Annotated in this window: 17 protein-coding genes; 10 read left to right on the top strand and 7 right to left on the bottom strand. The window is 61.3% G+C overall.

Annotated elements, in window-relative coordinates:
* The first annotated feature begins 13 nt into the window (after positions 1 to 13).
* Positions 14 to 2,401 carry a transketolase gene (locus WNY37_RS08345; protein ID WP_342973007.1) on the top strand — a complete coding sequence of 796 codons (2,388 nt, stop codon included), beginning with the start codon at positions 14 to 16 and terminating at the stop codon, positions 2,399 to 2,401.
* 21 nt (positions 2,402 to 2,422) lie between these two features.
* Here WNY37_RS08345 and WNY37_RS08340 read toward each other — a convergent pair whose 3' ends face one another.
* Entirely contained in the window at positions 2,423 to 3,229 is an 807-nt protein-coding gene (locus WNY37_RS08340; protein ID WP_342973006.1) for a hypothetical protein, read from the bottom strand.
* 134 nt (positions 3,230 to 3,363) lie between these two features.
* Here WNY37_RS08340 and WNY37_RS08335 point away from each other — a divergent pair, with 134 nt between their 5' ends.
* Positions 3,364 to 3,873 (top strand): hypothetical protein, encoded by a 510-nt coding sequence (locus tag WNY37_RS08335; protein ID WP_342973005.1) that lies wholly within the window; start codon positions 3,364 to 3,366, stop codon positions 3,871 to 3,873.
* Positions 3,874 to 3,897: 24 nt separating this feature from the next.
* On the opposite strand, the gene WNY37_RS08330 is transcribed toward WNY37_RS08335, so the two are convergent.
* The 3 genes from WNY37_RS08330 to WNY37_RS08320 form a co-directional block, all read right to left on the bottom strand.
* Entirely contained in the window at positions 3,898 to 5,301 is a 1,404-nt protein-coding gene (locus WNY37_RS08330; RefSeq protein WP_342973004.1) for a serine hydrolase, read from the bottom strand.
* Positions 5,302 to 5,461: 160 nt separating this feature from the next.
* Positions 5,462 to 6,607 (bottom strand): helix-turn-helix domain-containing protein, encoded by a 1,146-nt coding sequence (locus WNY37_RS08325; protein ID WP_342973003.1) that lies wholly within the window; start codon positions 6,605 to 6,607, stop codon positions 5,462 to 5,464.
* Positions 6,608 to 6,667: 60 nt separating this feature from the next.
* On the bottom strand, positions 6,668 to 8,077 hold the full coding sequence (locus tag WNY37_RS08320) for a hypothetical protein (RefSeq protein ID WP_342973002.1): 1,410 nt from the start codon (positions 8,075 to 8,077) through the stop codon (positions 6,668 to 6,670).
* 162 nt (positions 8,078 to 8,239) lie between these two features.
* Between WNY37_RS08320 and WNY37_RS08315 the strand changes: the two genes are divergently transcribed.
* From WNY37_RS08315 to WNY37_RS08300, 4 genes are all read left to right on the top strand, one after another.
* Positions 8,240 to 9,079, top strand: a complete 840-nt coding sequence (locus tag WNY37_RS08315; protein WP_342973001.1) for a hypothetical protein — start codon at positions 8,240 to 8,242, stop codon at positions 9,077 to 9,079.
* 166 nt (positions 9,080 to 9,245) lie between these two features.
* Entirely contained in the window at positions 9,246 to 9,671 is a 426-nt protein-coding gene (locus WNY37_RS08310) for a DUF2946 family protein (RefSeq protein WP_342973000.1), read from the top strand.
* An 86-nt stretch (positions 9,672 to 9,757) separates the two neighbouring features.
* Positions 9,758 to 11,911, top strand: coding sequence for a TonB-dependent receptor (locus WNY37_RS08305; RefSeq protein ID WP_342972999.1), 2,154 nt, complete (start codon positions 9,758 to 9,760; stop codon positions 11,909 to 11,911).
* Position 11,912: 1 nt separating this feature from the next.
* Positions 11,913 to 12,740, top strand: a complete 828-nt coding sequence (locus tag WNY37_RS08300) for a TonB family protein (protein ID WP_342972998.1) — start codon at positions 11,913 to 11,915, stop codon at positions 12,738 to 12,740.
* Positions 12,741 to 12,810: 70 nt separating this feature from the next.
* On the opposite strand, the gene WNY37_RS08295 is transcribed toward WNY37_RS08300, so the two are convergent.
* Together WNY37_RS08295 and WNY37_RS08290 are read right to left on the bottom strand one after the other, a co-directional pair.
* The gene (locus WNY37_RS08295) at positions 12,811 to 14,796 is read right to left on the bottom strand and encodes a hypothetical protein (protein ID WP_342972997.1); all 1,986 of its coding nucleotides are present in this window, start codon (positions 14,794 to 14,796) and stop codon (positions 12,811 to 12,813) included.
* Between the two features lie 73 nt (positions 14,797 to 14,869).
* Entirely contained in the window at positions 14,870 to 16,096 is a 1,227-nt protein-coding gene (locus WNY37_RS08290) for a carboxylate--amine ligase (RefSeq protein WP_342972996.1), read from the bottom strand.
* Positions 16,097 to 16,391: 295 nt separating this feature from the next.
* On the opposite strand from WNY37_RS08290, the gene uvrB reads away from it, so the two are divergent.
* Both uvrB and WNY37_RS08280 read left to right on the top strand, forming a co-directional pair.
* Entirely contained in the window at positions 16,392 to 18,593 is a 2,202-nt protein-coding gene (gene uvrB, locus WNY37_RS08285) for an excinuclease ABC subunit UvrB (protein ID WP_342972995.1), read from the top strand.
* A 444-nt stretch (positions 18,594 to 19,037) separates the two neighbouring features.
* Positions 19,038 to 20,780, top strand: coding sequence for a hypothetical protein (locus WNY37_RS08280; protein WP_342972994.1), 1,743 nt, complete (start codon positions 19,038 to 19,040; stop codon positions 20,778 to 20,780).
* A gap of 247 nt (positions 20,781 to 21,027) precedes the next feature.
* On the opposite strand, the gene WNY37_RS08275 is transcribed toward WNY37_RS08280, so the two are convergent.
* On the bottom strand, positions 21,028 to 21,504 hold the full coding sequence (locus tag WNY37_RS08275) for a thermonuclease family protein (RefSeq protein WP_342972993.1): 477 nt from the start codon (positions 21,502 to 21,504) through the stop codon (positions 21,028 to 21,030).
* A gap of 1,202 nt (positions 21,505 to 22,706) precedes the next feature.
* On the opposite strand from WNY37_RS08275, the gene WNY37_RS08270 reads away from it, so the two are divergent.
* Both WNY37_RS08270 and WNY37_RS08265 read left to right on the top strand, forming a co-directional pair.
* A complete protein-coding gene (locus WNY37_RS08270; RefSeq protein WP_342972992.1) occupies positions 22,707 to 22,868 on the top strand; it encodes a hypothetical protein in 162 nt (53 codons plus the stop codon).
* A gap of 157 nt (positions 22,869 to 23,025) precedes the next feature.
* Positions 23,026 to 23,202 (top strand): hypothetical protein, encoded by a 177-nt coding sequence (locus WNY37_RS08265; protein ID WP_342972991.1) that lies wholly within the window; start codon positions 23,026 to 23,028, stop codon positions 23,200 to 23,202.
* The last annotated feature ends 4 nt before the right edge of the window (positions 23,203 to 23,206 follow it).

Raw genomic sequence — 23,206 nt, 5'->3', positions numbered from 1 at the left:
CAAAGAGTATTTCATGACCGCTAATCTCGACGCGCTGAAGACCATTGAGCAACGCCTGCTCTGGCTGTCGGCCTGGACGATCCACAATGCGAACAATATCCGGCCGAAGGCGGATGGGGCGATCAAGGTGGGCGGGCACCAGGCCTCGTGTGCGTCCATGGTGCCGATCATGACGGCGCTCTATTTCCATACGCTGAAGCCGGAAGACCGGGTGGCCGTGAAGCCGCATGCCTCACCCGTCTTTCATGCGATGCAGTATCTGATGGGCAATCAGACGCGCGAGAAGCTGGAAGACTTCCGCGGCTGGGGCGGCGCACAATCCTATCCGAGCCGCACGAAAGACGTCGACGATGTCGACTTCTCGACCGGCTCCGTCGGCCTTGGCGTGGCGGCGACGGCGTTCAACGCGCTGGTGCAGGATTATATCGCCGCGAAGACATGGTCGAAGGACATCAAGCTTGGCCGGCAGGTCGCGCTGGTCGGTGATGCCGAGCTCGACGAAGGCAATGTCTATGAGTGCCTTCAGGAAGGCTGGAAGCATGACCTTCGCAACACATGGTGGGTGATCGACTACAATCGCCAGAGCCTCGACGGTGTCGTGCATGAAGGCCTGTGGGAAAAGATCGACGCCATCTTCAAGGCGTTTGGCTGGCGCACCGTGGTGCTGCGCCATGGGGTGCTGCAACGCGAAGCCTTCAAGGAGCCGGGCGGCGAGGCACTCAAGACCTGGATCCAGAATTGCCCGAACTCGGACTATTCGGCGCTCACCTATCAGGGCGGCGCGGCTTGGCGCAAACGCCTGATGGACGATATTGGCGACCAGGGCGAGGTGACCAAACTGCTCGACAAGCGCAGTGACGATGAACTCAGCGCGCTGATGAACAATCTCGGCGGCCAGTGCCTGAAGACCCTCACCGATGCGTTCGATTCCATCGAGGACGACACGCCGACCGTGTTCCTCGCCTATACGATCAAGGGTTGGGGCACGCCGCTGGCCGGGCACAAGGACAATCACGGCGGCATCATGAACAAGCCCCAGTTCGCCGACTTCCAGAAGAAGATGGGCGTGCCAGACGGCGAGGAATGGGAGAAGTTTGCCACCGTGGAGGACAAGGACGCGCTGCAGGCCTTCCTCGACAATGTCCCCTTCTTCAAGGACGGCACGCGCCGCTACACCGCGCCGGAAGTGAAAAGTCCGGGCCCTGTCTGGCTGGATGATCGTGAACTCGCCACCCAGGCCGGCTTCGGCAAGATCCTCGACGGACTGGCAAAATCAAAGTCAGAGCTCGCTGACCGGATCGTCACCATGTCGCCGGATGTGACCAGCTCGACCAACCTCACAGGCTGGGTGAACCGGCGCTCGCTGTTCGCGCGGCGCGAGGTCTCCGATACGTTCAAGGAGAACTCGATTCCGTCGGCGCAAAAGTGGGAGTTCTCCCCCGAAGGCCAGCATCTGGAGCTTGGCATCGCCGAGATGAATTTGATGCTCCTGCTCGGACAGGCGGGCCTCGCGCATTCGCATTTCGGCGAACGGCTGATCCCCATCGGCACGGTGTACGACCCGTTCATCGCACGCGGCCTCGATGCGCTGAACTATGCCTGTTATCAGGATGCCCGCTTCATCATTGTCGGCACGCCGTCGGGTATCACGCTCGCCCCGGAAGGCGGCGCCCACCAGTCCATCGGCACGCAGCTCATCGGCATGAGCCAGGACGGCCTTGTCAGCTTTGAACCCGCTTTCCTCGATGAGCTTTCCATCATCATGGACTGGAGCTTCGACTATCTGCAGCGCTCTGGCGAGAATGACCCGGATGAGCGCACATGGCTGCGCGATGAGACCGGCGGCTCTGTTTATCTCCGCCTCTCCACCCGCCCGATCGAACAGCTCGGTCCCCGCAACCGCGACGATGAAGAGTTCCGCCGCGGCGTCGTCGACGGCGCTTACTGGCTCCGAAAGCCCGGCCCGAATTGCGAAGTCGTTATCGCCTATCAGGGCGTCATCGCGCCGGAAGCCATCGAGGCCGCCGGCCGCATCGGCAATGACCGGCGCGACATTGGCGTGCTCGCTGTCACCTCGGCCGACCGTCTCAACTCAGGCTGGACCGCCGCCCGGCGCGCAAGAGCACGCGGTCATGCATCCGCGCAGAGCCAGATCGAGCGGCTGATGGCTGACGTCCCGCGCGACGCGACCCTCATCACCGTCACCGACGGCCACCCCGCCACGCTCGCCTGGATCGGCTCCGTCGCCGGCCACATGACCGCTCCCCTCGGCGTCGAGCATTTCGGCCAGACCGGCACCATCCCCGACCTGCACAAACACTACCAGATCGACACCGATGCCATTGTGAACGCGGCGCAGCACCTCAGCGCAGGGCGGAAGATCAGGCTGGCCAAGAGCTAAGGTGCTGCGCCGCGTTGGCCATCAGTGCATCTGCCGCACATCGGCGGGGGCCGCCTTCTGTCTGAACAGGAAGATCAGCGCGACGATGGCCCCGCCGAGCACCAGGCTCGCACTCACCCGGCTCAAGTCTAGGCCGCCCTGCGCGTAGGGTTTGTCGAGAAAATCGCCAACGACCGCACCAAGCGGTCTCGTCAGGATGAACGCGGCCCAGAACAGCGCTACACGGTCAATTTTGCTCCAGAAATAAGCCATCGCAATCAACGCCAGAAGCGATCCGAATATCAGCGCTGAGCCGAGATAGCCGAGCGGACCGTCCGCGATCCAGTCACCAAGCGCTGTCCCGAGCGTCTGCGAGAATGTGATTGTGATCCAGTAGAAGATTTCGGCCTTCGGACGGTGAATAGACGCGACAGAAACGGTCCCCAGCGTCTGACGCCACACGAAAATCGACGCCAGAACACACAGAAACAAAAGAAGCGATCCACCCGAATACCCAATCCCGAGCGACCGGGTCGCAAAATCCGCCATTGTCGTCCCGGCAGTCGTGGATGCGATGATGGCCGCCCAATAAAGCCAGGGATTGAAGCGGCGGGCGCGGATTTGCGCAAAGACCAGCACGGCCAGCGCGAGGCCAAAGATGCCCGTACCGATCAGATAACCGTTCTGCCAGAACGCGTTTGATGCATTGGCCGTCGTCTCGCCAAGCCACGACATCGACACGCTATCGCCTGCCGTCTCGCCGAATGTTGTTGCCAGTATCTTGATGATCCAGAACCCCAGCGTAATCGCGGGGACTTTGGTCAGGATGGCTTTGTCAGTCTCGTTCACAGCGTCTCACCTCTTGAGTTGGTAGATGGGATCGCGACTTAATGAGACGGTGGAGAAAGCCTATAAGCACGCGCTTAGAGCGGGCCAAATAAGCAGAAGTCCATGCAGAACGCGCAGCCAGAAAGCATCATCCGATGAGACATCACACCAACCTCAAACTGGCCTTCCCCATAGGTCTGATGGTCCTGCAACTGCTCGCTGCGGGCTTCTTCGTCATCGACGGATTTGAAGACTGGATCGCTGCAAGCACCAACGGACCTGGGCTGGAATTCGCCATGGAATGCGTGATCGCGCTCGCCCTGCTCACGGGCGTGGTTCTCAGCTCGCGCAATCTGATGCGCCTGACGGCAGACCTCCGCCAAAAGGAGCGTTCGCTTGCTCAGGCGCGCGGCGCGCTTGGCGAGCACATCATGATCCGCTTCAAGGAATGGGGGCTGACCAGGGGCGAAGGTGAAGTCGCGCTCTTTGCGCTGAAGGGCTGCGATATTCAGGAAATAGCCCGCCTGCGAGGTGCCGCGGCCGGGACGGTCAGATCTCAGCTAAGCCAGGTCTACGCCAAGGCCGGCGTCAGCAGCCAAGCGACGCTCATGTCCGTTTTCATAGACGACCTCATCGAGAGCCCGCCGCAGACTACGGCTCAGTAGACAGTTTCAGTATGCTCTTCCCCCTCAATCGACCCGCGTGAACATGACCTCAGGGCTCGAAAGATTGAACGTCAGGCCACCGTCGACGAAGGTGACACGGAAGAAGTCCACATTCAGCCCAAGCGGCAGCTCTTCAACCACCGCAAGCCCGAACGTGTCGCCGTCTTCATGGGTCAGGAGAAATGTCGCAGCTGGCGTTTTCAGTCTCAAACCGCCCGCTTCATGGGTGATTTCAAGCTGGCCATACCCTTCCGCGCGATAGGATCCGACGAGCGCCTGGGGCGCCTGGCGCATGGCGGCTTTATCCGCATCGCTCAGTCTCGCCGCTTCAGGTGATGCGAGACCATCAACCGGTTTCACAATAACAGGATAGTCCTCTACCGGCGTTTGCGTGAGGCCCAGCATGCACCGCATCAGAAGGTCATTCACGACGTTCGGCAGCAAGGAATCCTGCTGATTGGTCAGCGTAACAAATCCGAGGCTTTCCGACGGGACGAAAAGGACGTGCGCAGTGAAGCCGTTTTCGTTGCCGCCATGATGCACGACATAATGCCCATCGACCGACTTGATGAACCAGCCATAGCCATAGCCGAACAGATAGATGCCCGGCGCGTCGCTTTCGGGAGGGCTGCCATCATTAATGGCCTGCATCGAAATCGCCTGCGCGACATAGTCTGCTGGCAGCACATCTGCGCCCTCATCCATCCAGACATTTGCCCACTTCGCCAGATCGCGCGCCGACGCATACACCTGCTCGCCGAACACATATTCCGTCGCTTTCGGGACAGCCCCGGCGTCTCGCAGACCGTATCCCGTGGCCGCTCTATCGGATGATTTGAAGTCTGCGGTCGCGCTCACACTGTTCGCCATGCCGACCGGCCCCAGAATGCGTGTCGCCAGCAGGTCGGACTTTGACTGGCCCGTGACCGCCTCAGCGATCATGTCGAGCATGATGAAATTGAAATTGTTATAGGCCCAGCAATCGCCAACGCGGCAGGACGAGCCAAAGCTCGATAGCCGGCCTGCCAGCTCGCCCTGCGTCGCTTCCGGAAACAGCACATACGATCCCTCAAGCCAGGGCAAACCCGAGGTCTGCGACAGAAGGTTCGAGACACGCAGATCCTCCTGCAGATTCTGATCGCCGAATTCGAGGCCGGGAACATAGTCGGACGGGTGCGCCTCGAGATCGACCAGCCCCTCCTCTTCAAGCGTGCCGATCAGCCCACTGGTGAAGGACTTGGCGACCGACCCGATGGCATATTGCGTTTCCGGGGTCGCTGGCGCGCCTGACGCGATATCCTGCAGCCCGGCCGCATGGGTGAATATGATCTCCCCGTCCTTGATAACGGCCACCGACACCGACGCCGCTTCATAGCGCGCCAGCACTTCGGAGATATCGCTCACGGCGCGGGCCTTATCCAGACCCATCGTAGCCTCACCTGCCCCATCAGGCTGCGCCTGCCCCGCAAGGCCTGACAAGGACATCACCCCCGCACAACAACAAGCTTTGAAAACGCGTATCAACATGTACCGACTCCAGATTTCGAAGTCGGCGAACTAGGCTGTGAACCTGCTTGCTTTCGTCCGACTACGCGAAGTCGAACGCTTTTGACGGCGCCGCGACCGCCGTTCGGCGATACTCGCTCGGTGTCATCCCGACATGTTTGCGGAACGCGGTATTAAACGATGATTTCGAATTGAACCCCGACGCATAGAGCACCGTCAGCACAGATTGCTTTGGCGTTGCCAGCAACTCCGCTTTGGCGTGTTCGACGCGGTACATGTTCACAAAGTCAAAGAAGTGAAGCCCCAGCGACTGGTTCAACAGTTCCGACAATTCGCGCGGGGTGAGCGCCACTTGCTCGGCCAGCCCCGAAAGCGTCAGCTCCGGGTCGAGATAGGGCTGCTCGGTATCCATATGTCGTTTCAACCGGGCCGCGTCTGCCTGGCCATTGGAGGCCGCATCGGGAGACCGCAGCAGACGCCGGTCCACATCCCGAAAGAGCTCAGGCTGCATCAGCGATTTCAGCGCGATCCAGCTCATCACAGACAGCGCAACAGACGCCCCAATGACCTGCAAGACCAGCACGAATTCAGGACTTATCGCCGGGCCAATCAGATCGCGCGACAGTATGATGAGACGCGCAAAAAGGGACGCCGCGGCCAGCTGCACCAGCCAGACCAGCATCTGCGAGCGCCCGCCTGAATGATGCATTCGAAACTGCGCCTTAAAGCGCCAGAGCAGCACCAGGATCGCCGCCATATAGCCAAAATAGATGAGCTGCGAGACCGCCCACCCCTGATGCGTCCATTCATCGAACAGACCCGCCAGAAACCCGCCACCCGGCCCGCCCGGAACCGCAAGCAGCAGACAAAGCAGAGCTGGCAGGAGGTGAAGCAGATCATGCCGCTTCAACCGCAAATCCGAATAACAGGCCGAGAGAAAGAAAAAGAAGAAGGCTGGCATCTGCAGCCGCCCAAGCGCACGCCAGACCGCTATCAGCTCGCCATCTCCGCCCGCCTGCCACCCGCCCCAGACCCAGATGCTGAGCTCAATCGCGGTCAGCGTCAAAAACGCTGCGAGAAACAGGTTCGACGTCTTCCGCTTCGACGGAACAGCCACAAGAAACCCGCTCAGAAGCAGACACACGAACCCCGTCAGTATGCCAACGACCCCGAAGAAATTCTCATATGAAAGGGCGATCTCACCGTCTCCGTTGGGGCCTTTGGCCACGAGGATCGAAGGTGATGGCCCAGCTTGGCCTTTTAGCTACCAGCTGGCACACCGACAACGTCATGTCGCATCCAGAACCTGACACACATCGGCCTCCGGCTCATTCGAGCAGAAATCAGGCGCTCCGGCCTGCCGCCAGTAATCCAGCAGGCCGAGGTTTCGCACAATACCGGTAAAGCGTGGGCCAGTGCGAAAGGCGGCATTGCGCGGATCGTAGAAGATCACCGCGTTGATGAAACGGCCCTTTTCGCTTTCGCGTTCAGCGATGGTCAGCATGGTATCGGTGTCGCCTGTTTCCTGAATGAGGCTGATCGCCATCTGCGCCGGCAGTCCAGCCTCATACGCCTCCAGCATTTCACGGGCGAAAGCCTGCACCTCGTCCGGGTCTGATCGGCTGTAGACCTCGCGGGCGCGGTCGAAATACCCGCACGCCTCGCCGATCGGGCATTCGGACTGCCAGTTTGCCATCTCGTCAAACTCGCCTTGCCAGAGCAGCACCATCCAGCGGCCAAACCAGGTGACCGGTAATTCGAGGCCATGCTCGTTCCAGACTGTCTCCAGCAGCCGGCGCCCCTCGGCTGCATCAACGTAGAAGGTGGTATTCATCGCCATTTCATTCAGCGCTGGCGGGTAGTTCGGCTCGATGTCCAGCGCCTGCTGCGTCAGCGCGAAGGCCTCGCCCATATATCCGGCCTCCCGGCTATGGCCGGCGGCCCAGAGGAAGATGGTCGGATTGTCCGGGTCGCGGGAGAGAGCGTCTTCGTAGATGTCGCGCGCCGTGATCCAGTCGCCGCGCCGCTCGGCGATCTCGGCCATGAGGGTGCGTGGCTCGACCAGGTCCGGGTTCAGGCGGAGGGCACGGTCGGAGGCGAGCAAGGCCTTGTCCAGCGCCGCATTGAGATCGGCCTCCTCATCATAGGTGGGATAGGTTGCCCAGGCCGAGGAGAGCGCGGCCCAGGCTTCGGCGAACCCCTCATCCTGCTCGACCGCTTCGGTCAGCAGCAGGATGGCGCGGCGGTTCGGCTCCTTGCCGCGCTGCTGCCAGAGCGCGAGGCCGCGCTCATAGAGATCGAGCGCATTGGCATTGTCGGTCAGGGCGGCGGTCTCAATGGGAGGCGGCGATGCGGCGGTCTCACGTCTGAGGTTCAGATAGCCAAGGAAATTCAGCGCCAGAAGCGCGACAATCGTGACGCCTGCGGCCCAGGGCCAGATTTTCTGCAACAGGCGGCCTGACCCGCGCCCCTCCGCCACGCCGTCGATTGCCCCGGGCGTGCGCGAGCGGATCCAGTCATCGAGCTCGGCGGGATGGGCATAGACCGTGCTGCGGGCCTCATGGACCTGACGATGAACCGGCAAGCCCTCCTCGGCTTCCCAGCGCCGGGCGGTGCGCTCGCTACAGCCGACATGGCGCGCGATGCGCTTCCAGCCGATCAGGCGTTCGCCATCGGGAGTTGAGCTGTCTGTCGCCATTCCTGCCCTGCTGTCACCATGGGTCCCCTTCGACCCCTAGCCTAGCAAAAGTGAACGGACAATTGCGGCCATCGGGCGGCCAGACGCGGTCAGCCCCACGCCGTCTGTAGATATTGCTGCAGCAGGGCGCTCTTCTCGTCTCACCAAACGGGGAGACCTTAAATGCTACCTTTTCCACGCGCGCACCTTTATGTCGGCGCCTTCCTGCTCGCGACCTTTGCGGCCTTCTGGCCGTCCTATTTCTCGGTCTTCGGCGAAGCGAGCTTCGCCCATCATCTGCACGGCATGACGGCGACGCTGTGGCTCGTGCTGATCATGGCGCAGAACTGGACGATCCATCACCGCCACCGCGGCTCCCACAAATGGCTCGGCCTCTCCAGCCTGCTTCTTATCCCGGTCTTCACGGTCGGCGGCCTCCTGACGACGCGGGACAGCGTGGCGAGCGACCACCCCTTCACCGAAATGTTCGGCATCCGCCTCGCCGTCGCAGACCTCGTCGCAACCGTCATCGTCTGCCTGTTCTTCGCTCTGGCGCTCCGGCACCGGCGCAATGTGCACCTGCATTCGCGCTACATGCTGGCGACCGTGACGCCGCTCCTCGGGCCATCGCTGTCGCGGCTGTTCAGCAATTACATGCTGGGCTTTTTCGTCGAGGGTCCGTTTGTGCTGTCAATGTTCGCGATCGGCGCAACTGTGAGCGTGGTGTTCGCCATCCTTCTGCTCGCCGTCCTGATCTGGCGGGACTATCGCAATGACCGGCCGACCCTGCCCTTCACCCTCGCCCTGATCGGGACGCTGGTGATGTATAGCGGCTTCTTTCTCTGGGGCGACTGGCCGGTCTGGATCGCCACAATGGAGGCCTATGGCACCGTGCCGAGCTGGGCCCTCTGGGTGATCGGCCTCGCCATGGGGACCGCCGCCGGCGCATGGGGCTGGCAAACAGGCAAGCGGCCGATGACACCCGCAACCCAGGCCGCGATCCTCGGCGAGGCTGCCGTATAACGTCTTCCCGCAGGCGTGGGGACACATCGCGGAAGCGGCCGGGCGAAGTGTGAAAGCTTCGCCCATTGCCTGCCGGGTCGCGCAGCGTCTTCGTCGGGGCCTGCCGTTTCTGTGGCCGCGTGCCGCAGTTGTCTTTTGGTCTATCCTGTCGTCCTAAACGCGGGTCATGACTGCAGTCACATCCTCCTCCCGCTCACGGCTCATGTCGTTGCTCGGCGCTTTCGCGCTGATCGCGTTCGTCGTGCGCGGGCTCGTGCCTGCAGGCTACATGCTGGAGACATCGGCTGAGCCCGGCCAGTTCGTGAAAGTCGCGATCTGTCACGGAGACGGCGGCAGCGGCACGCTCACACTTGATCTGAAAACCGGCAAATACGTCGATACCGATGACCTGCCGGGCCAGTCGGATCGCGATCAGACGAGCAGCTGCCCCTATGCGATGACGGCGTTTTTCTCACTGCCTGCGGTGGCTGTGACACTGGACAAACCGGTTTACGAATCCTACGCGCCGGCGCTGGAATTTGCCGTCGTCGCGCCGGGTCACGGTCTGGCCGCACCGCCGCCGCCGCCGCGAGCTCCCCCTCTTTCAATCTGAGCCCTCAAGCCCGCGCACGCTGCCAGCGATGCGCGTTTCCTGTGCTGGCCGCAAAGGCCCGCTCCGATTGTTCAAGAGTACAAGACATGAAAACCAACCTCCTATGCAGCACAGCTGCCACCCTCCTTGCTGCGACCTTCCCTGCGCCTTCAGCCATCGCGCAGTCCCCGACCGAACTGCCGCCCATTGATGCGCAAGACGCCGAAACCACCCAGCCAACCGGCCCGGCCGGCGCGTCTGCCGGCGGCTATTCCGTCGCCCCTGAGGAAATCGACAAACGCCGCACCAGCTCTGCCGACCCGCTCATGCTGCTCTCGCGGGAGCCAGGCGTCGCGGTCCAGTCGAATGGGGGCATCGCCTCCCTGCCCATCCTGCGCGGTCTCGCCGATGACCGCGTCGGTGTGCTGATCGATGGGCAGCAGGCGACAAATTACTGTCCGAACCACATGAACCCGGTGACGTCCTATATCGACGCCTCCCGCGTCGAGCGGGTCGTCGTGACGCCGACGCTTTCCCCCGTCAGCCTGGGCGGGGACAATATCGCCGGCATTATCTCCATCGAGACGCGCACCCCTGACTTTTCCGACGGCGGCGTCGAGGTCTTCGGAGAGGCCGGCCTAGGCTATCGCAGCGTGTCCAATGGCAGGTCCGCGTCGCTCGAGGCCAATGTCGCCGGCGAAAAGGTCAGCGCGCGCTATGAGGCCAGCTGGAACCGGGCTGACAATTACGAAGCCGGCGACGGCAAGGAGGTCCGCTCGACCCTTTACGAGAATTACGATCAGTCCCTGCTTCTGGCCGCGCGCCCGGCTGACGATGTGCTCTTCTGGATCCGGATCGGCCAGCAGGGCGTCCCTTATGAAGGCTTCGCCAATCAGCGCATGGACCTTGTCGATAATAAATCAAACAGCGTCCAGCTGCACGGCGAAGGCCCGGTCGGCGCCGGGCGTCTGACGGCCGATGCGTCCTGGCGCGACGTCGACCACGAGATGAACTTCCTGTCCGACAAGGGCGGAACGTCGAATGGCGGCATGCCCATGATCACCAAGGGCGAAGATATCTCCGCCAAGCTGAAATACGAACTCGCCGTCGAAGGCGTTGGTGATCTCCGCTTCGGCGCCGAGACCTTCCGCGCATCGATGGACGATTACTGGCCCGCCGTTCCGGGCAGCATGATGATGTCCCCGCTGGACTATGTGAACATCAATGATGGCGAGCGAAACCGCACCGGCGCATGGGCGGAATGGGAGGCTGAGCCGACCCCGAAATGGTCCACCCTGCTCGGTGTCCGCTATGAGCGCGTCGAGATGGATACAGGCGAGGTGCAGCCCTATTCGTATACCGGCATGATGAATATGGCCGATGCCATGGCCGCGATGGCCTTCAACGCGGCCGACCGGGCCCGCGAGGACGACAATGTCGACGTTACCGCCAAGGCCACTTGGAAGCCCACGGACACGGTCGCCATCGAGTTCGGCGCCGCCCAGAAGACCCGCTCGCCCAATCTCTATGAGCGCTACGCCTGGGGACGCGGCAACATGTCGACGTCGATGACCAATATGACGGGCGACGGCGCCGGTTATGTCGGCGATATCGGACTGGAACCGGAAGTCGCCCGCAGCCTTGCCGCCACGCTCGACTGGACAGATGGCAAAGAGGATGGCCGCGCCCTCCGTCTGTCAGCCTGGGCATCGCAGGTCGATGACTATATCGATGCTGACCCGCTCGGCACGCTGAATGACGGTCTGCCTATCCTGCGGTTCGCCAATCACGATGCTGAACTCTACGGCTTTGAGGCCAGCGGAACGATGCCGGTCTGGCAATCGGAGTTGGGGGACACTCGTCTGACCGGGACGCTCAGCTGGTCCAAGGGCACCAATGAGGATACCGGCGACAACCTCTACAACATCGCCCCGCTAGAGGGCGTCATTTCCCTCGAGAATACCAAGGGCGCCTGGACGCAGGCCCTGGAAGTGGAGCTCGTCGACGAAAAGGACAGCGTCAACGCGCTCCGCCAGGAACTTGAAACGCCGGGTTATGTGCTCGTGAACCTGCGGCTCGGCGGAGACATTGGCAGGTTTACGGTCAATGCCTCGATCGAGAACCTTCTCGACCAGGACTATGACCTGCCCCTCGGCGGGATTGCCTTCGGCGACTACAAATATGAAGGCAGCGTCGGGCCGTTCCGCCAGGTTGCCGGTCCGGGCCGCTCGGTCAATCTCGGCCTCAGCGTCGCCTTCTAGCATGTGGGGACAGACGTCCCTGCCCGTATCCCTGACGAGCGCAGCCCTCGCTGCGCTCGTCCATGCGGCTATTGCCGCTATCCTGCTCCTTTTGCCCGTTTCAGCCGGGACCGGCGAGGGGCTCTCCGAAACAATCATCCCCGTCACACTGGTGGCGCCAGCAGTCGAGGAGACGCCTCTCCCCGAACCGGACCCTCAGCCTGAACCGGAGCCTCTCCCGGATCCAAAGCCGAAGCCCGTCCCGACACCAGAACCAGAACCGGCAGTCTCCCCGCCCCCGGAACAACAGCCAGCCCCCGAAGCCGAAGCGCCGCCTGAGGCGATGGACGTTATAGAGGACACGGACGAGCCGGACATGCCGGCGCCGCCACCTCCGGACCCATCCGCGCAGGAGGACGGCGTCGCGCTGTCACCGCCTGCTGTCGATCCCGCTCGCGAGCCCCCTCGTCCCTCAGACGCACACGACACAGCTGATCGCGACGACGCGCCAATGGTGTCCCAGGCGCAGGCGTCGCCACCCGGAGATGGCCGCAAGCGCTCAGGACGCGACAGCGACACGGCGATGACCGCCTACCTCGTTCAGGTCAGGCAGCATTTGCTGCAGCACGCGCCCAAAGCCATCTCGGGCGCACGCGACTGTGAGGTCGAGTTCCATCTTTCCCCTGAAGGCGAGGTCACTTCCAGAGCCATCCGCACCAGCAGCGGCACGCCCCGCTATGACCGCCGCTGCCTGAAAGCTGTCCAGTCCGCAGCCCCCTATCCGACAGCGCCTCCGGACGCCAAAGACAATGATCTTCACTTCTCCATCCTCATCCGTCAGCCACGCTAGCATTTGCCATCAGCCGCCCCCGACAGCTCACGACATGCCCCGCCGGCGGGAGGCTGTACGCTGCCAGACCTCAGTTCCGGCTCCGGCCCCAGCTGCGGGTGATCTGGTCGCGGACCCGGTCGATTTCATCCTGCGGGATCGAGGCGCCGACGCCTTGTTCCAACGGGTCGGAATGGAAGATGTAAAGCCGCGAGGTGAACTCCGCGATTGGCACCGAGGATTCACCGTAGGATTCGCCATTGCCCGCCGTCGACACGATGATCCCGTCGCCCCAGTCCTGACCGCTGTCATTATTGGGATTGAAGAAATAGACGCGAACATCGCCGGATGGGTCGCGCGCGACGCGGATGATGGCGATGGCATGCCAGCCCACGAAGCGTGCCGCGCTGTCGGTCACCGCGATCCCGGCAGGCCCCGGATGGATGACGGGCTGGTTGCCATTATAGTCCGGATGGAAGGCGGCATAGAAACGGCGAACGAACCCGTCGATATCGACGAGCTTGCCCGTCGGCACATCGACGACAATGTTGAATTCGCGCGAAACCCACCAGCCATGCATCTCGGGATTGATCCAGCGATGCGGATCGCCTTCCCGGTCCGCGCAGAGTCGGCCCATCTCCATGTAGATGCGGTCCAGGTGCGGCACGAGGATCGCCGAGACGGGGTCGACCTCCACAAGCGGGCCCTGAGCCATGGCGGCCGTAAGCTCACCAGACGAGACGGGCTGCCCCTCAAACGACATGCGAATCTCGTTGTCGCGGGCTGCCCATGTCACCAGCTGGAGCAGGTAATCGGGATCGACATAGGACCACATCGCAATCGCCCGGGCCGCCTGGCAGGTTGGGTTGTTTCCCTGGCCGACACCGAGCGGCTGGCCCAGTACGCTGATCACGCCGGCAAGAAGCCAGGCCTCGGCGTCCGGCGCCGGTCCGAAACTCTCGACAAGACGCTCACGCGCTTCCTGTGAAAGAATGAGCTTGAGCTGGCGCCACAGGGCCGGCGCGGTCGGCGGAAGGTGCAGGATGCCCCGCTCGAGCATGAGCGAGAGGCCATAGATCGCCTGCGCTGTTTCGACATGAATTGCCTTTTCCGCCAGCGCCTGAATGAGCGTGGCAAAGGAGCCGTAATTCTCCCGCCCCGTCGCCGACAGGCCAAGGCAGTCCGGAATCAGATCGCGGCGATGCTGCAGCAAGTGGCGCAGCAGGACAGCGTGATAGGCCGAGACAAGGCCGGTATCGTGCATGGCGCGCGCCATGGCCGTGGCCTCCTGCGAAAGCGCATTCTCGTCGATGGCGGCCAGGCGCTCCTGATAGGCCTCGACGCCGGGGTCTTCACGGCACTCATTGGTCGGGCCGAACAGCGCGCTGACGAGCCGGTCGGCGCCCCAACCCGACGGAGACTGGTCGCTCGCCGCCTTGCCGGACCAGGCCGCGAGCTGCGCGATCATCGCCTTGATGCGGTCCGTCTGGATCGGGCGCTGCGCAAGGATGCGCCAGATTTCGGCAATCACGGCATCGAAGATGCTGCTATAGCCGATCTCCTCTGCAATCATCGCGAACAGGCCTTCGATGGCCTGTGCCCAGTCCTCTCCGATCTGGCGAGACACCTCCGTGCCCCCGCCGAACAGGCGCTCGAGGTTGAGGCCGAGGACCTGAGCCAGAAAGTGCTGCGCTTCTTCCGCCGACAGCGTCTCCAGCATGTAGTCCCCGCGCGCCACCGCGAGGAAACGCAGCTCGCTCAGCGTTTCCAGGGTGACCGCATTCGGCGCGCCGGCTTCGAAGGTATGGCGCACCAGGACCGGCTTCAGATGCGCCGGATCGTTCCAGTCCGTACCGACAAAGACACCGGCCTCGGCCAAGGCCTCAATCCGCTCCATGCAGGCGGAAAGCCCGCCCGGGGCACACAGCACCTTGCCGGCCTGATCGATCACCGTCGGCTGATGCGTGCCCTTCAGCAGGTCACTTGCATTTGCCAGCCGCGCGATGGCACTGTCCAGCCGCTTGAGGAGGACAGCATCAACGCCCGGCACGGCCTGATTTGAGTCTGCCTGGCTCACAGCGCTTGGCCCTTTCGAATCCATGCAGGAAGGTTAGCGAAGACACCCTGGTCTGCCTACTGACCTTTAACGCCTAGACGTAGAAGTCGACTTCTTCCTGGGCCTTGAGCAGGTCGCGCATGGTGACCGCATCATCGCCATGGAAATAAACCAGCCCCCAATGCGTGCCGAAGGCCGAGCGCTTGGAGACCTTGTTCTCCATCGGCTCACCAAGCTCATGCCAGTCGAAATAGGGATGGTCTTCGGTCTCTTTCGGGATTTCCAGACGCGACACCACGCGGTTGCGCGGATAGACGCCGAAGCAGCCAGCATAGCCATTCGCATCCTCGACGGGCGTCGGCAGGAAGTTCTCGATCTCTTCTTCGGTGGTCTTCGGGTCGAACATCATGACCATGGCCTGATAGGCATTGAAGCCGTAGACGCGCTCAAGCAGCTCGAACACCTTGAAGCCCGGCGGGCGATAGGCGACCTCGCCAAAGTACATGACATCATCCGGCCCGATGAAATATTCCGGGTGGATAAAGCCGAACTTGATGTCGAACGTCTTGATCAGTTTCTCGATCTCGGCCTCGACCTTGTCGCGCATGGCTTCCAGCTCCGGGCTCGCCGGCACGAAGACCGAATAGCCGAGCCGGACATATTCGGAGATGTTCAGGAAGCGGATCTTGCCGTCATGAATCCAGGCTTCGGCCGCAAATTCCCAGCCATCGAGATGGCTTTCCATCAGGACGGGGAAGTCGCTGTCGGGGATTTCCGCGACATCTTCCACGGTGCGGACCACGCGGTGCCCCATGCAGCCGGCCAGGTCGAAGGCCTTGATGTGGATCGGATCATTGTCGTCGCCTTCCTGCTTCAGCAGGGTCTGGTTCACGCGCTTAAGGAAGCGCTCGACATCATCACGGTCATGGGCCTCCTCGAAGATGCCGACCCGGATGCCGCCAAGCTGTGCGCGGCGCTTCATCAGCGACTTGTCGCGAAACAGCATGGACTGGCCAAGCAGGCGCGGATTGTCGAGCAGCACGGCGTTCACCGCGCCGGCCCATTCCACAGTTTCCTCGTAAAGCGGGACGGCAACGTCAACGCCTTCATCCTTCAGCATCTGCGCGATCTCGAAGGAGTTCTCGTTCAGCCGTTCGAAATTCCACGACATGAAGGGGATATCGTGCTTGTCGGCATAGTCTTTCGCCCAGCTCGGTGCGACGACGATGTAGCGCCGGTCGAACTTCTTCATTGCATCGATGGCATTCAGGCTCCAGCCAAGAAGCGCGATATAGCCTTTATCGGGATTGTAATCAGTCATTGGACCTCCGGGGGTCGGTTGAAATTAGGAGCGCATGGATAAGGCAGCGAGGCGGGATAACGCTCAGGTCGCGGCTGCCCAAACGTGCCTGATCTAACGAGAAAAGCGTTTTTTATCAGACACAAAATCAATTTGTTGAGGGTAGGGTATGAGGCCTGCGTGTCAATCAGCTGCGTCGATGGTTCTGAAAGGGCCGTGCGTTTGGCACAGCCGCATCAGCTGTCACCACTCCTGACACACCCCTGTCAGCAGTGGGGCCTTTACCTCACCCCCACTCCGCACCATCTTGCCGTTCATGGCTCGTTCTCCTTCTTCTGGCGTCGCTGATGCAGGCGCGACATTCAACTGGTCTGGCGCGGCGCGGGATGCTGCTGGCGGGCTGCCGTCCGACAACTGGACGCCGCACCGGCCGGACCGGCAGTGGGAAAAGATCGAGGGCGGCAAGCGCTTCAAGGTCGCGTCGGACTATGAGCCGGCGGGCGACCAGCGCACCGCCATCCCGGAACTCGTCGAGGGCATCGAGGCCGGCGAACGCGACCAGGTCCTGCTCGGCGCGACGGGCACCGGCAAGACGTTCACCATGGCCAAGGTCATCGAGGCGGTGCAGCGTCCGGCGCTGATCCTCGCGCCCAACAAGACGCTCGCGGCGCAGCTCTATGGCGAAATGAAATCCTTCTTCCCGGACAATGCGGTGGAGTATTTCGTCTCCTATTACGACTATTACCAACCGGAAGCCTACGTCCCGCGCGCCGATCTCTATATCGAAAAGGAATCCTCCATCAACGAGGCGATCGACCGGATGCGCCACTCGGCGACGCGGGCGATCCTGGAGCGCGATGATGTGATCATCGTGGCGTCCGTCTCGTGCATTTACGGCATCGGCTCGGTCGAGACCTACACCTCGATGACGTTCAAGCTCGAAGAAGGCCAGCAGATCGATCCGCGCGAGGTGACGCAGAAGCTCGTCGGCCTGCATTACACGCGCAATGACGCCGCCTTCCAGCGCGGCAGCTTCCGCGTCAAAGGCGATGTGATCGACATCTTCCCGGCGCACTATGATGACTGCGCGTGGAAACTCTCCTTCTTTGGCGATGAGCTGGAAAGCATTGTTGAGTTCGACCCGCTCACCGGCAAAAAGATCCAGGATCTGCCGGCGATCAAGATGTACGCCAACAGTCACTATGTGACGCCGCGCCCGACGCTGAACAATGCGATTGGCAGCATCAAGGCTGAGCTGAAGGAAACGCTCGCCCATTTCGAGAAGCATGGCAAATTGCTCGAGGCGCAGCGCATCGAACAGCGCACGACCTATGACCTCGAAATGATGGCCGCGACCGGCAGCTGTAACGGCATCGAGAACTATTCGCGCTATCTCACCGGCCGCAAGCCCGGCGAGCCGCCGCCGACCATGTTCGAATATCTGCCGGAAAACGCGCTCGTCTTCGTCGATGAGAGCCACCAGACCGTGCCGCAGATCGGCGCCATGTTCAAAGGCGACTTCAACCGCAAGTCGACGCTGGCTGAATATGGCTTCCGCCTGCCCTCATGCATCGACAACCGGCCGCTGAAATTCCCCGAATGGGAGGCGATGCGGCCGCAGACGGTGCATGTCTCGGCGACGCCGGGGCCGTGGGAGCTCGAGCAGACGGGCGGCGTCTTCACCGAGCAGGTGATCCGCCCGACCGGCCTGATCGATCCGCCTGTGGAAGTGCGCCCGGTCACCGGCACGAAGGACAATGGCAATATCAACCAGGTCGATGATCTGATGTCCGAGGTGAAGGCGGTCGCGGAAAAGGGCATGCGCTCGCTCGTCACGACGCTGACCAAGAAGATGGCCGAGGACCTCACCGAATATCTCCACGAGAATGGCGTGCGCGTGCGCTACATGCACTCTGACATCGACACGGTGGAGCGGATCGAGATCATCCGCGACCTGCGGCTCGGCGAGTTCGACGTGCTGGTGGGCATCAACCTCTTGCGCGAGGGGCTCGATATCCCGGAATGCGGCTTTGTCGGCATTCTTGATGCGGACAAGGAAGGCTTCCTGCGCTCCGAGACCTCGCTGGTGCAGACCATTGGCCGGGCGGCGCGGAATGCCGACGCGCGGGTTGTTCTCTATGCGGACCGGATCACCGGTTCGATGCAGCGCGCCATGGACGAGACCGAACGGCGCCGCGAGAAGCAGATCGCGCACAATGAGGAACACGGCATCACGCCGACCACCATCGTGCGCGCCGTCGCGGACATTCTCGGCGATCTCGGCGAGAGCCGCAGCAAGACCCAGCAGCTCAAGGGCGGACGCTCACGCAAACTGCCGCGCGGTGTCGCCGAGGAGAAAGCCCCTGCCCTCGAGGCCGGCTCAGGCCACAACCTCAAAGCCGCCATCGCCGACCTGGAAAAACAGATGCGCGAAGCGGCGGCGAATTTGGAGTTTGAAGAAGCCGCCCGCCTTCGCGACGAAGTCAACAAGCTGAGAGAAGAAGAACTCGGCCTCTGACTGGAGTTTGAGGGTTCGACCCGGCCCGCAGGGCAAAATCGATCCAGTGGATCGATTTTAGGGTCGGACGCGCGGCTCAAGGATGAGATGAAGAAGCTGCGGGAAGAGGAGCTGGGGCTTTAACGTCATCCCGGTCTCTTCCCCATCATCCCGCCCCCTCCACCGTCATCCCGAGCGAAGTCGAGGGACTACGGTCTTCGAAGGTAATCTGTCAGGCAGAGCTGGTCGGGCCCGCTCCCGAAAAATTGAAACTTACAAGGAGATTGCGCAACAGACGTAATTTCCAAGCAGTGAATGCTTGGAAAGCTCCTGAGCGATTCAATGCCACAAGAGGGTGAGCATTGACGCCATTGAACAAAAGCGAAACGATTATCGATGGACCACAAGAAAAGGGTTGCTGTTTACACAAGCCTGCAGCACCATCTCCGCACAAAGGAGAATCTCATGTCCGTCTCAGTTCACCCCAACGAAACGAAACCCTACTTCGACATTCGCGTCATCACTCCCGAGGAGGCCGCTGGGTATCTGGGACGAGCACGAAACAACGCACCGATGGATCGCCGACTACTGGCCTCCTACATTCGAGACATGTCTGCCGATGCCTGGTGCTTCAATGGCGACCCAATTATTTTCTCAATGGACGGTGCTCTGCTCGACGGCAGACTGCGACTCAAGGCGTGCTGTGAATCGAAGCGACCATTTTCCTCACTAGTTATTCACAACATTGACCCTGCAACCTTTCTCACGATTGACGCTGTCCGGCGCCGAACCGCCGGCGACATTATGCACATTCGAGGGGAGAAAGACGGGCGCGCGCTCGCTGCTGCTCTAACGCTAATTTGGCGCGCCGGGAACGGGGATCTGGATAAGCAATCCAAGAAGCAGTCGTCCAACGAGCTCATCGAGATTTTGGACAAGAACCCCACAATTCGCAGGTCACTCGCGGTAGCCAAAGTCGCAGCTCCATTGCTGCCGCACGGAATGGCAACCGCATTGCACTTCCTCTTCCAGAACGAAGATAGACGGCTCGCAGATCGCTTTTTCGAAGAATTTGCTTTGGCCGATGAAACCAAGCAAGGAGCCCCCTACGCACTATGGAGGGCTATCGACAACATTAGAAGTGAAGGTGGCAGTCGATCATCCAGGCAGCTTATCGGATTAGTGCTCAAGGCGTGGGCGGCCTTCCGAGAGCAAAAAGAAGTCAAAGTCATTCGCTTTGTCCCGGAAACCGAAAGCTTTCCCGAGACACCCGGACTGGAAAATCTGATAATGCCGGACTCCACCGTCAGAGACGGCGAACCTACTCCACAAGAGGCAGCGAGAGTGACGCGCAAGACGGAATGTCCGTCGGGGATTCGGGTAGAAATCGTCGACATTGTGCCGGATTACGCAGAAGAACTTTTGCAATCAAACGACAGGAATCGGAAGATCGCTGCGGCCGTGGTGAACAAATACGTTCGCGACATGAAAAACAACGATTGGGCACTGAATGGGCAAACAATTAAGGTTGGCGCGAGTGGGCAGCTGCTTGATGGCCAACACCGATTGTCAGCCTCCGTTAAATCCGGCAAGGCGTTTCCAGCAATCGTGGTTTACGGCCTAGACGATGAAGTCTTTGGAACGTTCGACGTCGGCAACAAGAGATCTTTTTCTCACATTCTCACTGATCTAGGCGAAACGAACACGGCGCTTCTCGCCGGGACGTTGCGGCAGATATGGGAGCTAGAGAACGAGTTGGTGACCACGCGGATCGCCGCACCTTCGGAAAACGAATTGCTAGATACGCTGGAAAAACATCCCGACGCTCGCGCAAGCGTTCGATTGGGAAACAAGCTACGGAAGATCGGCCCTCCATCGCAACTTTGCGCGCTGCATTACTGGTTCGCCAAGACTAATCCTAAAAAGGCCGAGCATTTTATGGACAAGCTGGTATACGGCGACGGCCTCCACCGAGAGAGCCCGATTCTGGTTTTGCGAGAGATTTTGAAAGACGACAAAAACAATCTGAAGCGCCGAATGGCTATTTCCGAGCGTATCGCCCTTACAATCAAGGCTTGGAATGCGTTCGTCGAAGGTCGTCCGGTGAAAAACCTTAAGTGGACGAGCTCAGGCGCCAGAAGGGAAGCCTTCCCGAGCATTCGTGGAATTTCCTTTGACGGAGGTATCGATGTCCGAAAGGCAGCATGAAAAGCTGACCGAGTGCGTCCGTGTTCGGGTTGGTTATAACGAAAAGCAGATGATCGACGCCGCATCGGAGCGAAAAAAAGTGACTAGCGCAGAGTTAATACGAACCGCCGTCCGAGACTATCTGTCGAATGACGAAGACGGCGGTGACCAAGCTAAGGACCTCGACTAGGCTTCTCTGATATCACTCGCTCTCTCCAATGGTAGCGCAGTTGCAACAACAGTTCTCCGTGCTGATAAATGCATCTCCCTACCCACACCAATCCACCTGCCTCCCCTCTTCCAGCGGGCGCGCCAGCCCGTCCTTTGAGAGCAGCCAGCCGACATGCGTCCCGTCGAGATAGACGTGGGCGCGGGTGCGGCCGTATTGATCGGCGCCCTCCGGCAAAAAAGTGACCTTGGATCCGGCCGAGAAGAGCGCCCGCGCGCGGGCCTCTGTTTTCTGGCCGAGCGCGTCCTCTTCGGGGCAGCGCGCCGCGTCGCCCGTCTCGGGACTGTCCCATCCGATGAGGCGCAGGCGCACCCGCTCCTCCCCGCCCCGCGCATTGAGCCGCCGGAGCTCGAACGTGTCGCCATCCACCGCCAGGAGATCGCGCACCGGAACGCTGACGCAGCGCGTGCCCGCCTCCGCGCAGAGATTGGCCGGCTGGTCATACCCGCCGCTATTGCAGCCGGCGAGCGCCAGGATGTGGGCTGCTATGCCCGCCCCTGTCATCAGCGTCTTCATCACCCCGCTCCCCTCGCAGACCTCTCGACATGCAAGGAAGCAGCGCTCTGCAAAATGCGCAAGCCGGAGAGCGGACAGGCGGATAAGTCGGCCTGTCGGATCATGGTGCAGCGTTATCCACAAGCGCCGATCTGTGCCACCAACGATGCTGCGCATGCGAACGAAATCCCGGCGTCTGGAATAGTGATTACAGGACCCGTGAGGCCTCGCCTGAGACGCGAAAACACTTGTCCACAGCCTTGTCTTAAATCTGTGAAATAATGCTTGAAACCGCTCGACTCACCCCCGGCTTTAAGACATCATTTACCTACGCCAACGAGAGCCGGGCGAGGAGCAAACCTCGACAATCGGCGCGCTGGCAGACCATCGCCCCCGACGTGTCGGCCGGGCCAGGAGCAAAGCGGCGAGAGCTGCGGCGTAAAAGGCCAGGTGCAGGCAGACGGGACAAAGCAGGTGATGGCCGCAGGCGGGTTTTCGAGACCCAGAACTGCGGGGCCGTAAGTCGCGACCGGGGCACGATCCGAAGCGCGATGCCAAAGGCGGAACGAGCTTTCTTTATAGAGAGCTTTGCCAGCGGCGGCCAAAGGTTGTCGTTTCTCGCGAGACGGGAATCGACTGCCCCAGGCAGACAGACGCGGCGTGTCCAGTGCACAATAGGATGCGAAGCGGCTCGAAGCTGAAGGCGGTCGACCCAGATCACAGAAGTTGATCGGCCCGCGGCACAGGCTAGCCGGGTGATGGCTCTGGAAAGACAGACTGAATGTGGGCCCTCAGGGGCACACGGACAGGAAGACGGACCAGATGTGACCCAAAGGCCTGAAATGATCGGCAAGCCGGCCCGGTGGGCCCAATTCCGGACCGGCGTGTCAGATCAAAACTGGGCAAATGGACCTGGACTGGACAGTAGGTGTCAAAGCCTCAATGGCCGGAAAAGGAAAAGGCGCCCAAGGTGCTCGGACCCGGACGCCTCATTCGCTGTCACAGGCATTTGAGTAACCGATTCGAAGCATAAGGGAAAGACGCGGAGTCCCATAAACCGGACGACGCGTCTTTCTTGCTTTTGGGGCCAGCATGACAAATCAGTGCGGCGCAGGCCGGCAACCGGGTTGCGCGGCGGGCACAAAATTGTCCCCTGCGGCGCAACCAGTTCCGCAAAACCGCGTTATCCGCTCATCGCAACCTGTGTGAAAAGGATGACGCACATGAAGATGACGAAGAGCATTTTGCTGGCCGGTATCGTTGGCAGCAGCTTTTTCCTGACCGGCTGTCTGGCTGCCGCTGTGGGCGCCGCATATGTGGTCGGTGAAGAGGTCAACGAGAATGATGGCGACTTCGACCCACTGGATGAAATCGTCGACGGCTAGACGCTTCCCCCGTCTCGCGCGCCCTGCGAGGCAACCATCAGACGGCCCGGGTCCGACTCCCGGGCCGTTTTTCGTGCGCCGCCCGAAACTAGGCGAACCGATCGCGCGCTCCGGCGTTTATGTCTGAGGCTACCTCAAGACAGAAAAGGACGCCGCCATGAAACTCGACCTTCAGAAAATTGACCCGAAACCGCTGATCCTCGCCGGCATCATCGGCGCCAGCTTCTCGCTCACCGGCTGTCTCGCCGCCGCTGCCGGCGCAGGCTATGTCGCCGGCGAAGAACTCTCCGAAGACGACGGCGACTTCGACCCGCTGGACGAGATCGACGAGTAAATAG

Origin of the sequence: Henriciella sp. AS95, assembly GCF_038900055.1 — a bacterium.
Lineage (GTDB): Bacteria > Pseudomonadota > Alphaproteobacteria > Caulobacterales > Hyphomonadaceae > Henriciella.
Note: the sequence above shows the minus strand (reverse complement) of the source record. Positions and strands in the feature narration are given on the sequence as shown.

What these genes read in the sequence shown, in the direction of transcription:
- WNY37_RS08345 (WP_342973007.1), top strand. Translation starts at nt 14, where the DNA reads ATGACCGCTAATCTCGACGCGCTGAAGACCATTGAGCAACGCCTGCTC.
- WNY37_RS08335 (WP_342973005.1), top strand. Translation starts at nt 3,364, where the DNA reads ATGAGACATCACACCAACCTCAAACTGGCCTTCCCCATAGGTCTGATG.
- WNY37_RS08330 (WP_342973004.1), bottom strand. Translation starts at nt 5,301, where the DNA reads ATGGGTCTGGATAAGGCCCGCGCCGTGAGCGATATCTCCGAAGTGCTG.
- WNY37_RS08320 (WP_342973002.1), bottom strand. Translation starts at nt 8,077, where the DNA reads ATGGCGACAGACAGCTCAACTCCCGATGGCGAACGCCTGATCGGCTGG.
- WNY37_RS08315 (WP_342973001.1), top strand. Translation starts at nt 8,240, where the DNA reads ATGCTACCTTTTCCACGCGCGCACCTTTATGTCGGCGCCTTCCTGCTC.
- WNY37_RS08310 (WP_342973000.1), top strand. Translation starts at nt 9,246, where the DNA reads ATGACTGCAGTCACATCCTCCTCCCGCTCACGGCTCATGTCGTTGCTC.
- WNY37_RS08305 (WP_342972999.1), top strand. Translation starts at nt 9,758, where the DNA reads ATGAAAACCAACCTCCTATGCAGCACAGCTGCCACCCTCCTTGCTGCG.
- WNY37_RS08300 (WP_342972998.1), top strand. Translation starts at nt 11,913, where the DNA reads ATGTGGGGACAGACGTCCCTGCCCGTATCCCTGACGAGCGCAGCCCTC.
- WNY37_RS08290 (WP_342972996.1), bottom strand. Translation starts at nt 16,096, where the DNA reads ATGACTGATTACAATCCCGATAAAGGCTATATCGCGCTTCTTGGCTGG.
- uvrB (WP_342972995.1), top strand. Translation starts at nt 16,392, where the DNA reads ATGGCTCGTTCTCCTTCTTCTGGCGTCGCTGATGCAGGCGCGACATTC.
- WNY37_RS08280 (WP_342972994.1), top strand. Translation starts at nt 19,038, where the DNA reads ATGTCCGTCTCAGTTCACCCCAACGAAACGAAACCCTACTTCGACATT.
- WNY37_RS08275 (WP_342972993.1), bottom strand. Translation starts at nt 21,504, where the DNA reads ATGAAGACGCTGATGACAGGGGCGGGCATAGCAGCCCACATCCTGGCG.
- WNY37_RS08270 (WP_342972992.1), top strand. Translation starts at nt 22,707, where the DNA reads ATGAAGATGACGAAGAGCATTTTGCTGGCCGGTATCGTTGGCAGCAGC.
- WNY37_RS08265 (WP_342972991.1), top strand. Translation starts at nt 23,026, where the DNA reads ATGAAACTCGACCTTCAGAAAATTGACCCGAAACCGCTGATCCTCGCC.